Genomic DNA, 12,733 nt, shown 5'->3' with positions numbered 1-12,733 from the left:
ACGGCGCTGCTCGGCCCGCCCCTGTGCCGTCGCCCCGTTCCCTCAACGGGCCTCCGCCGGCGGGCGGACCGAGTCACGGGCGACCACGGGGCACGTCAGGCGGCGTGCGGCCTGACGGTCCACCGGCTCACCTGCTTCGGAGGCGTCGAGCAGCATGCGGACCGCCGTCGCGCCCATCTCGTGGTGCGGCAGCGCGATCGTCGTCAGGGCCGGGACCAGGTGGCCGGCCATCTGGTCCTGGTCGTCGTAGCCGACCACCGAGAGGTCACCGGGTACGTCGATTCCCAGGCGGGCCGCGGCGAGCAGCGTCCCGGTGGCCACCCGGTCGTTCGCGCAGACCACACCCGTCGGCCGGGCAGGCCCGTCGAGCACCCGCAGCGCCGCCGCGTACCCATCGTCGATCTGCCAGCCCGCGCGGAGCACCCACTCGTCGCGGGCGGTGATCCGGGCGGCCCGCAGTCCGTCGCGGAAGCCGCGGGCCCGGTCCGATGCTGCGATGTCGCCGGTCGAGCCGCCGAGCAGGGCGATGTCGCGGTGCCCCGCCTCGATGAGCACGTTCACCGCGGAACGGCCGCCCTTGCGCTCGTCCGGGACCACCGATGCGTACGAACCGGGCTCGCGCGGCAGGCAGTTGGCGAGCACCGTGCGGGACGGGTCGATGCCGTCGGGCACGGTGGTGCGGCGCATGGACATCGCCGCGTACACGATCCCGTCGACGCGGCGGGCCCGCAGCTCGGCGATCGCCTCCGCCTCGGCCGCCGGGTCGAGGCGGGACTCCAGGAGCAGCACCTGGTGCCCGCGCTCACGGGCCGCCTCCATCGCGCCGGGCACCAGACGGCCCGCGAAGGGGCTCGTCGCGATCTCGTCGCTGAGCAGTCCGATCACCGCGCTGCGCTGCTTGCGCAGCGAGCGCGCCACCTCGTCCGGGCGGTAACCCAGCTGATCGGCGGCCTTCCTGATCCGCGCCTGGGTCTTCGCGGAGAGGTTCCCCGCGGCGCGGCCGCTGAAGACGAAGGACACGGCGGCGCGTGACACCCCGGCAAGCTCGGCGACATCGCGGGCGGTGGGGCGGCTCACGTCGCGTCTCCTCCTGGTGTGTGACTGCGGGCGACAACTGCGGGCAACGATCGTCACGGCCAGTATCGCCGGACGGTCCGGCCATGTCGGGACGCAGGGGGCGCGGCTAGGCTGACGTGGATCAAGGTGGATCACCCGTGCGGTGCATGGAAGGGGGCGGGGAACATCGAGAGCGCCGACAGCGTGAGCAGGGACGCGGGCAGGGACGCGGGCAGGCCCGAACGGCCGACGTCCAAGGACGTCGCGCGTCTTGCCGGGGTCTCGCACACCGCCGTCTCCTTCGTCTTCAACGGCCGGGCCGACGGCAATCTCTCGCCCGCGACCCAGCAGCGCATCCGCAAGGCCGCCGAGCAGCTCGGCTACCGGCCCAACGCCGTCGCCCGCGGCCTGCGCCGCCGCCGAACGGCCGTGATCGGCCTGGTCACCGACCACATCGCCTCGTCGCCGTTCGCCGGGGCGCTGCTGCGCGGCGCGATGGAGACCGCCTGGGACCGCGAGCACCTGGTGCTCACCGTCGACTCCACCGGCGACCCCGCCAAGGAGGACGCGGCCGTCGCCGAGCTCCTCGACCGGCGGGTGGACGGCATCATCTACGCCGCCATGTCCCTGCGCTCGGCCCGTGTCCCCGCGGGCCTGAACCGCACCTTCGCGGTGCTCGCCAACTGCCTTCCCGATGACGGCTCGCTGGCCGCGGTGATCCCCGCCGAACGGTCCGGCGGCCGGGCGGCGGCCAAGCTCCTGCTCGACGCGGGGCACCGCAGGATCGCCCTGGTCGGCGGCCTCGACGACATCGCGTCGGCGGAGCGGCTTCGGGGTTTCCGGGACGCGCTGCGGACGGTGGGGGAGCGCGCGGGCAAGGACCGGATCGTGCGCGGCGGAGGGGAGATCTCCGCCGGGTACGCGGGCGCGATGCGTCTGCTGGACGCCGTGCCCGCCGAGCGCCGTCCCACGGGCATCGTCTGCTACAACGACCGGGTCGCTGCGGGCGTTTTGCACGCCGCGGCCCGGCTCGGCATCGACGTACCCGGCGAGCTTTCGTTGGTCGGCTACGACGATCAGGAGCACATGGCGGGGTTCCTTGCCCCGCCGTTGACCACCGTTGCGCTGCCGCACCGTGCCATGGGGGAGGTGGCGACGGGGCTGCTGCTCGACGCCATCGAGAACGCGGCGCCCCCTGCCGTGGAGGTACGGCGGCTGGAGTGTCCTGTGGTGGTGCGGGACTCGGTGGGGCCGCCTCGTTCGTGAGGGCGCGGGGGTGCGGTCCGACTGCGGGCGCGTTGTGGCTTGTCGCGCAGTTCCCCGCGCCCCTTTGGGGCGCTTCTTGCCGAGGCCCGCTCACTCGTGCCCCGGCGGTGTCACTTGCCAGCCGGTGACCCTCGTGTCTTCTCCGTCGACCGTCAGTTCGGCGACGTCGTCCGGTCGCCGGTACACCCGTTCCGTTGCCACCGCGCGGTCCGCCACGAAGAGTTCGAGCAAGGAGCCGTCGACCAGGATTCGGACGTCAAGTCCGCCTGTCAGGGCGGGAGTTGACGTCAGCGTGATCGGTGCCGAGCCGTCGGGCCGCTCGCGGGGCCAGCCCGTGCGGTCCAGCGTCGCCGTGCCCGCCGCCGGGGCGAGCGTCAGCGTCAGCTCCGCGCCCGACGCGGCCCGCAGCAGCGTGACCGTGGTGGGAGCGAAGGCGGTGACCTCGATGTCGTACGCGAGAGGGAGCGGCGTACGACCACCCGGCTCCGTCACGAACGGACTCGACGCGCGCAGGAGTCGGAGCTCCGGCGCCGGGGCGATGCGTACCTTGCCGTCGGGATGCGTGCCGACGACGCGCGGCGCCGTCAGGACGCCGGACCAGCCCGCCTCGTCCGCCTCCCGCTGCCCCCGCGCCTCCCAGGACCAGCCCCACAGCAGATTCCGGCCCGCATCGGCGTCGTGCAGGACGGCCGGTGCATAGCAGTCCCTTCCCTGGTCGAGCGAGCCGCCGACGCGTGGCGTGAAGGTGGTGGTCAAGTCGCCGTCGCTCGAAGCGATGAGACGGCCCGTCAGGTACGCCGTCGACATGGGCGAGCCGTCCCACAGCGACACCACCAGCGTCCAGTCGCCGCCGTCCCCCTCGTACAGCTGAGGGCACTCCCAGCCCACCGCGCCGCCGTCGAACGCCTTCTGCGCCACCGGATCGTTCCCGTCCACCAGCACCCCGGCGAAGCGCCAGGACTTGAGGTCGTCGCAGTCGTACAGGAGAACCGACGGCGTGCCGTCCGCGTGACCCGCGCCGACCACCGCCCGGCGCCGGCCGCCGTACCGGAAGACGAACGGGTCGCGGAACATCGTCACGTCCAGGCCCGGTGGCGGCCCGGACACCACCGGCTCGGGCAGCGCGCGCCAGGTCGTCAACTCCGGTGAGTCGGGGGCTGCTTGGGCCAGACAGATGGTGCCGAGCCCGGTGTGCGCGTGGTCCACGCCGGTGTAGACGGCGGTGGGGACACCCGCGTCGTCCACCACACAGCCCGACCAGCAGCCCCCCTCGTCCGGGCCGCCCGGTGTCGGGGTGAGCGCGATGGGGTGGTGCTCCCAGTGTGCGAGGTCGGCGCTGGAGACGTGGCCCCAGTGCATGTTCGCGTGCACGGGAGCGTCGGGGTTGTGCTGGTAGAAGAGGTGGTAGCGGCCGCGCCAACGGAAGGGCCCATTGGGGTCGTTGATCCAGTTCGCGGGCGGCCTGACCCGGAAGCGCGGGGCGTGGGCATCGTTCTCGTCGGGTTCGACGCGGTACGTGTTCAACGGTTGACTCCTGCGGATGTGATGCCCTCGCGCAGCGGGCGCTGGCCGACGGCGAAGACGGCGATGGCGGGGATCATGGAGAGCGCGACGCCCGCGAGGACCACGGAGACGGAACCGGTGCCGAGGTTGCCCTGGAGCGAGACCAGGCCGAGCGGCAGCGTGAAGTTGTCGGTCGACGTCTCCAGGATCAGCGGGCGGAAGAATTCGTTCCAGTGGTAGTTGAAGGCGAGGACACCGACGATGGCCAGGCCCGGCGCGGCCAGCGGCGCGTACACCGAGCGGAAGATCCGCCAGGGTCCCGCACCGTCGATCATCGCCGCCTCGCCGAGATCCTTGGGCATGCCGAGGAAGTACTGCCGCATCAGGAACGTCCCGAACGCGGTGGGCCAGGCGGGGATGATCAGTCCGAGCAGCGTGTCCGTCAGGCCCATCGACTTCAGGATCAGGAACACCGGCACGATCGTGACCTGCAACGGCACCATCATCGTCGCGAGGACGAGCCCGAACAGCGGCTTCTTGAAACGGAATTCGAGGCGCGCGAAGGCGTATCCGGCGAGCCCCGCGGTGATCATCTGGCCGACCGCGATAAGTGCCGTCACCAGGGTCGAGTTGAGCGCGAGCAGCCATACGTCGATCTGCGCGAAGACCTGGCCGTACGCCTCGGTCGTCGGCTCGGACGGAATGATCTGCGGGGGCAGGTCGAAGGACTCGGCGGGGGCCCGCAGCGAGGTGGACACGGTCCAGATCACGGGGCCGAGGGTGAGCAGCGCGACCACGGTCAGACCGGCGATCCGCGCCCAGGACGACAGGCCGTACTTCATGCCGTACTTCATACGGTTCACAGGGTTCACCCGGCTCACTGGTAGTGGACGAATCGCCGGCTGAGCCGGAACTGGAGTGCCGTGACCGCCAGGATCAGGGCGAAGAGCAGCACGCCGACCGCCGAGGCCTCACCGAACCGCAGCTGCTCGAAGGCGCTCTGGTAGATGACCATCACGACGGTGCGGGTGGAGTCGCCGGGCCCGCCGTCGGTGAGGACGTACGGCTGCTCGAAGACCTGAAGGGCGTTGATGATGCCCACCACCGAGGCGACGAGGAGGGTGGGCGAGAGCAGCGGCAGGGTGACGGCGAGGTGCTTGCGGATGCCGGTGGCGCCGTCGAGCGACGCGGCCTCGTGGATCTCCTTGGGGATGTTGTTCAGGCCTCCGACGAAGAGCAGGAAGGAGAAGCCGAACTGCTGCCAGACGTAGACCAGGACGAGCGCGGCCATCGCGGAGTTCTCGGAGGTCAGCCAGGGGATCGGGTCGATGCCGACATGGCCGAGCAGCCAGTTGATCACCCCGAATTCCTGGTTGAAGAGGTACTTCATGACCACCGAGATGGATGCCGCGGACAGCACGAGCGGGAAGAAGAACGCCGAGCGGAACGCCGAACGCAGCCAGCCGGGCAGCCGGTTGTTGAGCGTCAGCGCGAGGGCCAGTGCGAGCAGCAGCTGCAGGGCGACCGCGAAGAACATGAAGAGGAGGGTGTTGGTGAAGGAGACGAGGACCGTGTCGTCGGTGAAGGCCTCGCGGTAGTTGTCGGTCCCGGCGAACGTCGGCGAGTCGATGACGTCCCAGTGGAAGAAGCTCAGGACGACGGATCCGACGATCGGTACGACGGTGAAGACCAGGACGCCGATGACCGTCGGCGCGAGGAAGAGCGTGGCCAGGAGGCGTGATCCACGGTCCCGGGCGGTGGGCCGGGGCTCCGGCTTCTTGACGGCGGCCGTGGGCTCGGTCGTGTGCTGGGTGGTCGTCATACGTCACGCTCCATGGCCTTCTCCAGATCGCCCTGCAGCCGCCGCAGCGCGGGACGCACCCCGCGCGGATCGGCGAGCGCGGTGCCGGTGTGCTTGAGGAGGAGCTGTTCGACCTCGGCGACCTGGGGCGGTGCCGGGATCGGTCCTGTCGTGGGGAACTTGTCGAGGGTGTCGTAGAAGACCTGCCAATTCGTCGGCCCGGTCTTCTCGTAGCGGGCCGCCTGAACCATCGAACGGCGGGCCGGGGTCGTCTGATTGGCCCGGAAGAGCTCGGTGAGGACGTCCTTGCGCACGGAGTACTTGATGAACTCCCAGGCCGCGTCCTGCTTCTTCGACGTACGCAGGAGCGCATAGCCGGCGGCGCCGAACTGATGGCGCTGCGTGCGCCAGCGTGGGAAGTACTGCACGTCGTAGCCGGTGCGCCGCATGCCAGCGTCGTGCAGTCCGCCCGCCCAGAAGCCGCCCGCCGGGGTGACGCCGACGCGGCCGGTGGAGAAGACACCGACCAGGTTGTCGCCGTTGCCGCCCTCGGGTCGCGAGCAGAGCCGGTCCTGGATGAGCGAGGCCAGGTGGTCGTACACCTCCTCGACGCGCTCATGGGTCGCCTGCGGGGTGCGCCAACGGTAGCCGCCGCCCCGGCCGCGGCCCTGGTCGGCCGGGTAGAAGTCGTTCCACAGCCAGTCGCCGCCGGGGGCCTTGGACTCGACGAGGACGTTCGTGTCGTTGGCGAACAGCCACGGGACGACGCCGCCCCACAGACGGTTGGTCCAGAAGTACGGCGTGAAGTGCGAGCCGCCGGTGCGCTTCATGTCCCGCAGCAGCGCCGTGAAGTCGTCGCGGGTCCAGTCGGGCGGGGGCAGTCCGGCGCCCGCCTTCCGCAGGACCTGGGTGTTGAGGTACATGTCGGCCGCGTTGAACTCGACCGGCAGCTGGTAGAGGCTCCCCTCGTACATCATCGACTCGACCAGCGAGGGATGGACGTCCGCGAAGTACTCGCGCAGCTCGTCCGCGTCGCGCTTCACCCAGTCGTCGAGCGGCACGCCGAGGCGCTGCGCGAAGAGCTGCACGCCCTCGGTGGCGACATAGACGAGGTCGGGTTCGGTGCCCGCGGCGATCTGGGTGAGGATCTTGGCGAAGAAGTCCGACCAGTCGGTGGCCTGGATCGGCAGCAGGCGCAGTTTGATGTCGGGGTGCAGCTTCTGGAAGCCCTCGCGCAGAGCGCGCTGCGCCGCCGGGTCGAAGGCGGAGCCGAGCGTGGCGACGACCAGCGAGTCGCCGTCCCGGCCGGGGATGTCGGCGCCGGTCAGCCGGTCCCAGCTCGCGGCGGTGCCGGCCAGGGCGGCGGCGCCCGCGCCGTAGCCGCCGTAGCGCAGCAAAGTACGCCGGGGGATTGTGAAGTGGGGCGAGTCGGTCATCGATGGGCCTAACTCGTGTTAGTCAATTTCTGTGACCCAGATGATGAGAAGCCTGTTACGCCGGTGTCAACCCCCCTGCGGCGCTTGACCTTTAACGAGTTAGGTCTACAGTCCTGACCCAGCGTGGACCGGCGACGAACGGAGCGAGGTCCCGCCATGAGCCGCCCATGTCAGGAGAGGGACGAGAGACGATGCGTGAGATGACCCGAAGGGCGCTGATCCGCGCCGGAGCCGTGGGCGCGGCGGTGGCCGCGATACCCGCGGGACCGGCCTCCGCCCTGGACCGCAAGTCCGCCAAGCAGCAGGCGAGTTACCGCGCCGAGTACCACTTCACCGTCCCCGACCAGTGGAAGAACGACCCGCAGAAGCCGATCTGGATCGACGGCGAGTACCACTACTACTACCTCTACAACGCCGACTACCTGGCCGGCGGCACGACCACCGGCACGGCCTGGCGCCTGGCCACCAGCACCGACCTGGTCTCGTTCAAGGACCGGGGCATCGCCATCCCCAAGGACACGACCCCCAACGGCGACGTCTGGTCCGGCTCCGCGGTGGTGGACACGCACAACACGGCGGGCTTCGGCGCGGGCACGGTCGTCGTCCTGGCCACCATGGAGCCGGACCAGACCGCCAACACCCAGGCCCAGTACCTCTGGTACTCCACCGACAAGGGCCGCACCTTCAAGAACCACGGCACCGATCCGGCCGTCCCCAACCCGGGCGTGAAGGACTTCCGCGACCCCAAGGTGATCCGCGACGAGGAGCGCGGCCGCTGGGTGATGGTGCTCGCCGAGCACACCAAGGTCGGCTTCTACCACTCCGCGAACCTCAAGGACTGGACGTACGTCGGAGGCTTCGTGAAGGAGGGCATCGGCGTCCTGGAGTGCCCCGACCTGTTCCGCATCACCACCGCCGAAGGCACCGCGAAGTGGGTGCTCGGGGTCAGCGCCAACGGCAAGGCGTCCGGTCTGCCCAACACGTACGCGTACTGGACCGGCGAGTTCGACGGCACCACGTTCACGCCCGACGCGGCAGACCCACAGTGGCTGGACCACGGCTTCGACTGGTACGGCGCCGTCACCTTCGACAAGCACGCCGCGAACGGCACCGTCGACCCGGCCGTGCGCTACGCGGTCGGCTGGCTCAACAACTGGGACTACCCCAACACCACCCCGACCATCGACGCCGACGGCTTCAACGGCACCGACTCGGTCGTCCGCGAGATCACCCTGCACCGCGCCGCGTCGGGCACCCACTACCTGGCGTCCCGCCCCGTCCAGGCCCTGGACCAGCACGTCTCACGGACCGTGGACCTCGGCGACGTGCCGGTCGAGGGTCAACTGGTCCTCGACTACACGGGTACGGCGTACGAGCTGTCCACCGAGATCACCTGGGAACAGCTCACCGGCGCGGGCGTCCAGCTGCGCAGGTCCGCCGACGGCAGCCGGCACATCGACGCGGGCGTGTACGGCGACTACGCGTTCGTGAACCGCCGTGGCGCCGCCAACCCCGACACCTCCGGCAAGTGGCAGGAGAGCAGGACCCCCTTCGACGCGTCGGCCCACAAGGTCACGCTGCGCGTCCTTGTCGACCGCACCTCGGTCGAGGTCTTCTTCGACGACGGCCGCCACACCCACTCGATGGAGGCGTTCCCCTACCTCACGGACACCCGGCTCGCGCTGTTCACGATCGACGGCAAGGCGGTCTTCAGGAACACCGTGATCCGGGAGTTCACCGTCTGAGCGGTCACGCGGTGCCGCGCTGCTGCGGGATCAGGCTCGGCGGCAGCTCTCCCTGCTGCACGTTCACCGTCCTGACCGGCGACGGGACGCGGATGCCCTCGGCGCGGTAGCGCTGGTGGAGCTGCTTGATGAACTCGTGCTTGATGCGGTACTGGTCGCTGAACTCGCCGACGCCCAGGATCACCGTGAAACTGATCCTGGAGTCGCCGAACGTGTGGAAGCGGACGGCCGGTTCATGCTCGGGGAGGGCGCCGTCGACGTCCTTCATGACGTTCTCCACGACCTCCGTCGTGACGCGTTCGACGTGCTCCAGGTCGCTGTCGTAACTGACGCCGACCTGGACCATGATCGACAGGTCCTGCTCGGGGCGGCTGAAGTTGGTCATGTTGGTGCCCGCGAGCTGGGCGTTGGGGATGATGACGAGGTTGTTCGACAGCTGACGCACCACCGTGTTGCGCCAGTTGATGTCGACGACGTAGCCCTCCTCGCCGCTGCTGAGCCGGATGTAGTCGCCGGGCTGCACGGTCTTCGCCGCGAGAATGTGTACGCCCGCGAAGAGGTTGGCCAAGGTGTCCTGGAGGGCCAGGGCGACCGCGAGACCGCCCACGCCGAGCGCGGTGAGCAGCGGGGCTATGGAGACGCCGAGCGTCTGCAGGACGACGAGGAAGCCGATCGCGAGGACCACGACGCGGGTGATGTTCACAAAGATCGTTGCCGAGCCCGCCACTCCGGAGCGGGACTGGGCGAGGGACTTCACCAGGCGGGTGACCACGCGGGCCGCCGTCAGGGTCGCCGCGAGGACGAGCAGCGCGGTCAGCGTCATCGTGACGTTGCGGCCGGTCCTCGGGGTGAGCGGGAGCGCCGCCGCGGCGACCGCCGCGCCGGCGGTTATCGCCGCGCAGGGGACCAGGGTGCGTACGGCGTCGACGATGATGTCGTCGCCGCTCCAGCGGGTCCTGCTGGCCCGTTCACCCAGCCACCGCAGGATGACGCGCAGCAGCAGACCCGCCGCGATGCCTGCGGCCACCGCGATGCCGGCGGCGATCAGGTCGTGCCATGTGAGGGCTCGCTCCATCAGTTCCTTCTCCAGGTTGTGCGGGCGCGCCGGACGTATGTTCGTGTCCGGCGTCGCGAGCGTCATCCTGCCCCATCGGCACGCCGCGGCCGCCGGGGGCCCGCACCTAGCCTGCCGTCAACTCACCAGACGCAGGGCGATGTCCGACATTCCGATGCGGACGCTCTGACCCCAGGTCAGTTCGAGCGCGTCGCTCTCCACCCCGTCACCGAAGGCCACCAGGCGGTCCGACTCGACGGTGACGCGCAGCCGCTCGGCCGCCGCGAGGACCCCCTCCACGCGCGAGGTCCCGGTCGCGGGCGACGGCCACGCCTCCCGCACGAACCAGATGAGCCGCCGCTCGGCGGGTCCCGGCAGCGGCAGTGCGCTCCCGCTCTGCTGCCACAGCGAGCGCAGCCAGCCGGTGGCGCCGGTCCCGGTGCCGACGAGGACACCGGACGAGGCCTGTGCCTCGGGGGTTGCCGTGTCGGTGTCCGGGCCGATGCGGTAGCGGGCGGTCTGGTGTCCTGGCGGGCCCAGGTAGATCTCGTTGAGGGCGAGCAGCCGCTGGGTGTCGTCGGACACGGCCTGGACCATGGTGAGTTCGTCCACGCCGGCTCCGGGCACGAGCGCCGCCGCGAGGAGCTTGGCCGCGTCCGCGCCCCGGTGGCGTACGAGAACCCCGGGATTGCGGCCGGGTTCGGTGTCGATGCCGATGACCGGCTGCCCGGCGAGATACTTCGCCGCGTTGGCGACGAGGCCGTCCTGCCCGACGACCACCACGACGTCCTCGGGCCCGAAGAGGAAGCGGTCGAGGTCGGCGCGCTCCACCCGCGCCCGCCGCCACCGCGCGGGCACGGCGGCCGCCACTTCGGCGAGTGTCCGGTGCGTACGGTGATGCCGCTCGGCCACCTCCTGGATGCTCCGGCCGCGCGATACGAGGAAGAACTCGGCCTGCCCGTGGGTGCCGTGCCGGGCGAGCAACTCCTCGTACTCGGTGGTGCGATGGACCAGGACCGCGCGCGGCGCCAGGCTCATGGGCGTTCACCGGCGCCGTGCCCCAGCCTGGCGAGCAGGCCCGTCAGGACGTCGGGGGAGAGGGTGAGGCTCTCGATGCGGGGGACGTTCTCCGCGAGCCGGGTCGCGGCCAGGGCGTGCAGGGTGGCCGCGTCCACCGCGGAGTGCGCGGCGAGCCAGGCGGCCTGGGCCGCGGCCTTCGCCTCGCCGATGGTGCGCGCCGACTCGGCCTCGGCGCGGGCAAGGCGCTCGGTGCGCTCGGCCTCCGCCTGCGCGCGGACGGCGTCCGCCGCCGCGTTCTCCTCGGCCTCGCGGCGGGCATTGGTGCCGCGCTGCTCCACCAACTCCTCTTCCTGGCGGGCCAGTTCGATGCGGCTGGTGAGCTCGTTCTCCGCGATGGCCTTCTCCCGCTGGACGGCCACGGCCCGCCGTTCGTACGTCGCCCGGTCCGCGTCCTGCTGGATCCGCTCACGGGCCGGCGTGCGCAGCGCCCGCTCCACCTCGGGCTCGGGGCGGATCGCGACGACGCGGACGGCCACCACCTCGATGCCGGTGGCGGGCAGCCGGGGCTCCCCGGCGAGGCCTTCGGAGATCCGCTCGCGGACCGAGGTCACGCCGTCGGCGAGCGCATCGGACAGCGGCGTACGGGCCAGCACGTCGAGGGCGTTCTGCTGGGCGGACTCCGTGAGCAGGGCGGCGAGTTGCTCAAGGGGCGCCCCGCGCCAGGCTCCGGTGCCGGGGTCGACGGCGAAGTCGACGCGGGCCGCCGCGAGCGCCGGATCGCTGATCCGGTACGTCACCGTGGCCTGCACGGTGACGTCCTGGAAATCGGCCGTACGCGCATGGAAGGTGACCGCCAATTCCCGGTCGTCGACCGGTACTTCGGAGATCGCCGCGCTGAGCGCACGGAACCAGAAGCTCAGTCCGGGCCCGTCGTGGACAAGCCGGCCGCGCTTGTGGAGGCGGATGTGGGCGGTGGGCGCGGAGCGCAGATGGTGCAGCCAGAGACGCCTGGTGATGTCGGCCATGATGGAATCCCTCCCCGTTCTCGTCGCATCGACGATATGGGGTTCTCCTGCTTATCGTCAAGGAGATGAAAACAGGGGGGTGGCGGAGGCGATGGACTACTGCTTGCGGCCCACCCCCGCGTACAGCGGCACCGGAGTCCCGTTCCTGACCTCGTCCACGCCGAGCTCCGGATGCCAGTCCGGCAGCCACGCGATGCCGGGGCCACCGCCTGCCGCGTCCGCTCCGGATCGAAGTCGCCCGCCATCTGGGACAGCACCAGATGGCTGCCCGGTGCGAGCGCGGCCATGAACCGCTCCACGATGTCGTACGCGCCGTCGTCGTCGCTGATGAAGTGCATCAGTGAGATCAGCGACAGCGCGCAGGGCCGGCCGAAGTCCAGTACGCCACCGGCCTGTTCGAGAATGGCGGCCGGATCGCGCACGTCCGCCTTGAGGAACTCCGTGGCGCCCTCCGGGGTCCCGGTGAGCAGTGCCTCCGCGTGGGCGAGGACGATCGGGTCGTTGTCCACGTACACGACGCGCGCCTCGGGCGCCGCCGACTGGGCGATGCGGTGGAGGCTGGGTTCGGTGGGGATGCCGCTGCCGATGTCCAGGAACTGGCGTATCCCGGCCGCCTCCGCCAGGTGCCGCGTGGCGCGCTGCATGAACCAGCGGTTGTGCTGCGCACAGTACTTGGTCGCCGGTTCGAGGGACATGATCTGCCGCCCCAGCTCCTCGTCCACCGGGAAGTTGTCCTTGCCGCCCAGGAACCAGTCGTAGACCCGGGCGGAGTGCGGCCTGCTGGTGTCGATCTTCTCTGTGCCGACGGGCGGGATCGCAGACATGCG

General features: G+C 70.7%; 11 protein-coding genes. 2 read left to right on the top strand and 9 right to left on the bottom strand.

From position 1 onward, the window contains the following. Positions 1-42 precede the first annotated feature (42 nt). Positions 43-1,077 carry a LacI family DNA-binding transcriptional regulator gene (locus AB0G47_RS26475; protein ID WP_360774658.1) on the bottom strand — a complete coding sequence of 345 codons (1,035 nt, stop codon included), beginning with the start codon at positions 1,075-1,077 and terminating at the stop codon, positions 43-45. 183 nt (positions 1,078-1,260) lie between these two features. Between AB0G47_RS26475 and AB0G47_RS26470 the strand changes: the two genes are divergently transcribed. After that, entirely contained in the window at positions 1,261-2,322 is a 1,062-nt protein-coding gene (locus AB0G47_RS26470; protein ID WP_360774656.1) for a LacI family DNA-binding transcriptional regulator, read from the top strand. A gap of 90 nt (positions 2,323-2,412) precedes the next feature. On the opposite strand, the gene AB0G47_RS26465 is transcribed toward AB0G47_RS26470, so the two are convergent. The 4 genes from AB0G47_RS26465 to AB0G47_RS26450 are packed head-to-tail and all read right to left on the bottom strand — an operon-like array spanning position 2,413 to position 7,062. Beyond that, entirely contained in the window at positions 2,413-3,846 is a 1,434-nt protein-coding gene (locus tag AB0G47_RS26465; RefSeq protein WP_360774653.1) for a glycoside hydrolase family 32 protein, read from the bottom strand. Then, complete coding sequence (locus tag AB0G47_RS26460) at positions 3,843-4,679, bottom strand: carbohydrate ABC transporter permease (protein ID WP_360775122.1); 837 nt, start codon at positions 4,677-4,679, stop codon at positions 3,843-3,845. Before AB0G47_RS26460 ends, AB0G47_RS26465 begins: the two co-directional genes overlap by 4 nt. Before the next feature lie 23 nt (positions 4,680-4,702). Beyond that, positions 4,703-5,647, bottom strand: a complete 945-nt coding sequence (locus AB0G47_RS26455; RefSeq protein ID WP_360774650.1) for a sugar ABC transporter permease — start codon at positions 5,645-5,647, stop codon at positions 4,703-4,705. Further along, positions 5,644-7,062, bottom strand: coding sequence for an extracellular solute-binding protein (locus AB0G47_RS26450; RefSeq protein WP_360774648.1), 1,419 nt, complete (start codon positions 7,060-7,062; stop codon positions 5,644-5,646). The genes AB0G47_RS26455 and AB0G47_RS26450 overlap by 4 nt, the downstream gene beginning before the upstream one ends. 191 nt (positions 7,063-7,253) lie before the next feature. Here AB0G47_RS26450 and AB0G47_RS26445 point away from each other — a divergent pair, with 191 nt between their 5' ends. Continuing rightward, positions 7,254-8,807 (top strand): GH32 C-terminal domain-containing protein, encoded by a 1,554-nt coding sequence (locus AB0G47_RS26445; RefSeq protein ID WP_360774645.1) that lies wholly within the window; start codon positions 7,254-7,256, stop codon positions 8,805-8,807. A 4-nt stretch (positions 8,808-8,811) separates the two neighbouring features. On the opposite strand, the gene AB0G47_RS26440 is transcribed toward AB0G47_RS26445, so the two are convergent. The 4 genes from AB0G47_RS26440 to AB0G47_RS26425 form a co-directional block, all read right to left on the bottom strand. Next, entirely contained in the window at positions 8,812-9,882 is a 1,071-nt protein-coding gene (locus tag AB0G47_RS26440) for a mechanosensitive ion channel family protein (protein WP_266873239.1), read from the bottom strand. Positions 9,883-9,999: 117 nt separating this feature from the next. Next, the gene (locus AB0G47_RS26435; RefSeq protein ID WP_360774642.1) at positions 10,000-10,899 is read right to left on the bottom strand and encodes a hypothetical protein; all 900 of its coding nucleotides are present in this window, start codon (positions 10,897-10,899) and stop codon (positions 10,000-10,002) included. Further along, positions 10,896-11,906, bottom strand: coding sequence for an SPFH domain-containing protein (locus tag AB0G47_RS26430; protein WP_360774639.1), 1,011 nt, complete (start codon positions 11,904-11,906; stop codon positions 10,896-10,898). The genes AB0G47_RS26435 and AB0G47_RS26430 overlap by 4 nt, the downstream gene beginning before the upstream one ends. Then, positions 11,798-12,730, bottom strand: coding sequence for an SAM-dependent methyltransferase (locus tag AB0G47_RS26425; protein ID WP_360774636.1), 933 nt, complete (start codon positions 12,728-12,730; stop codon positions 11,798-11,800). Before AB0G47_RS26425 ends, AB0G47_RS26430 begins: the two co-directional genes overlap by 109 nt. Between the last annotated feature and the right edge of the window lie 3 nt (positions 12,731-12,733).

The sequence above is a fragment of the Streptomyces sp. NPDC021622 genome (genome assembly GCF_040640795.1).
GTDB lineage: Bacteria > Actinomycetota > Actinomycetes > Streptomycetales > Streptomycetaceae > Streptomyces.
This window is presented reverse-complemented; position numbering and strand designations above follow the sequence as displayed.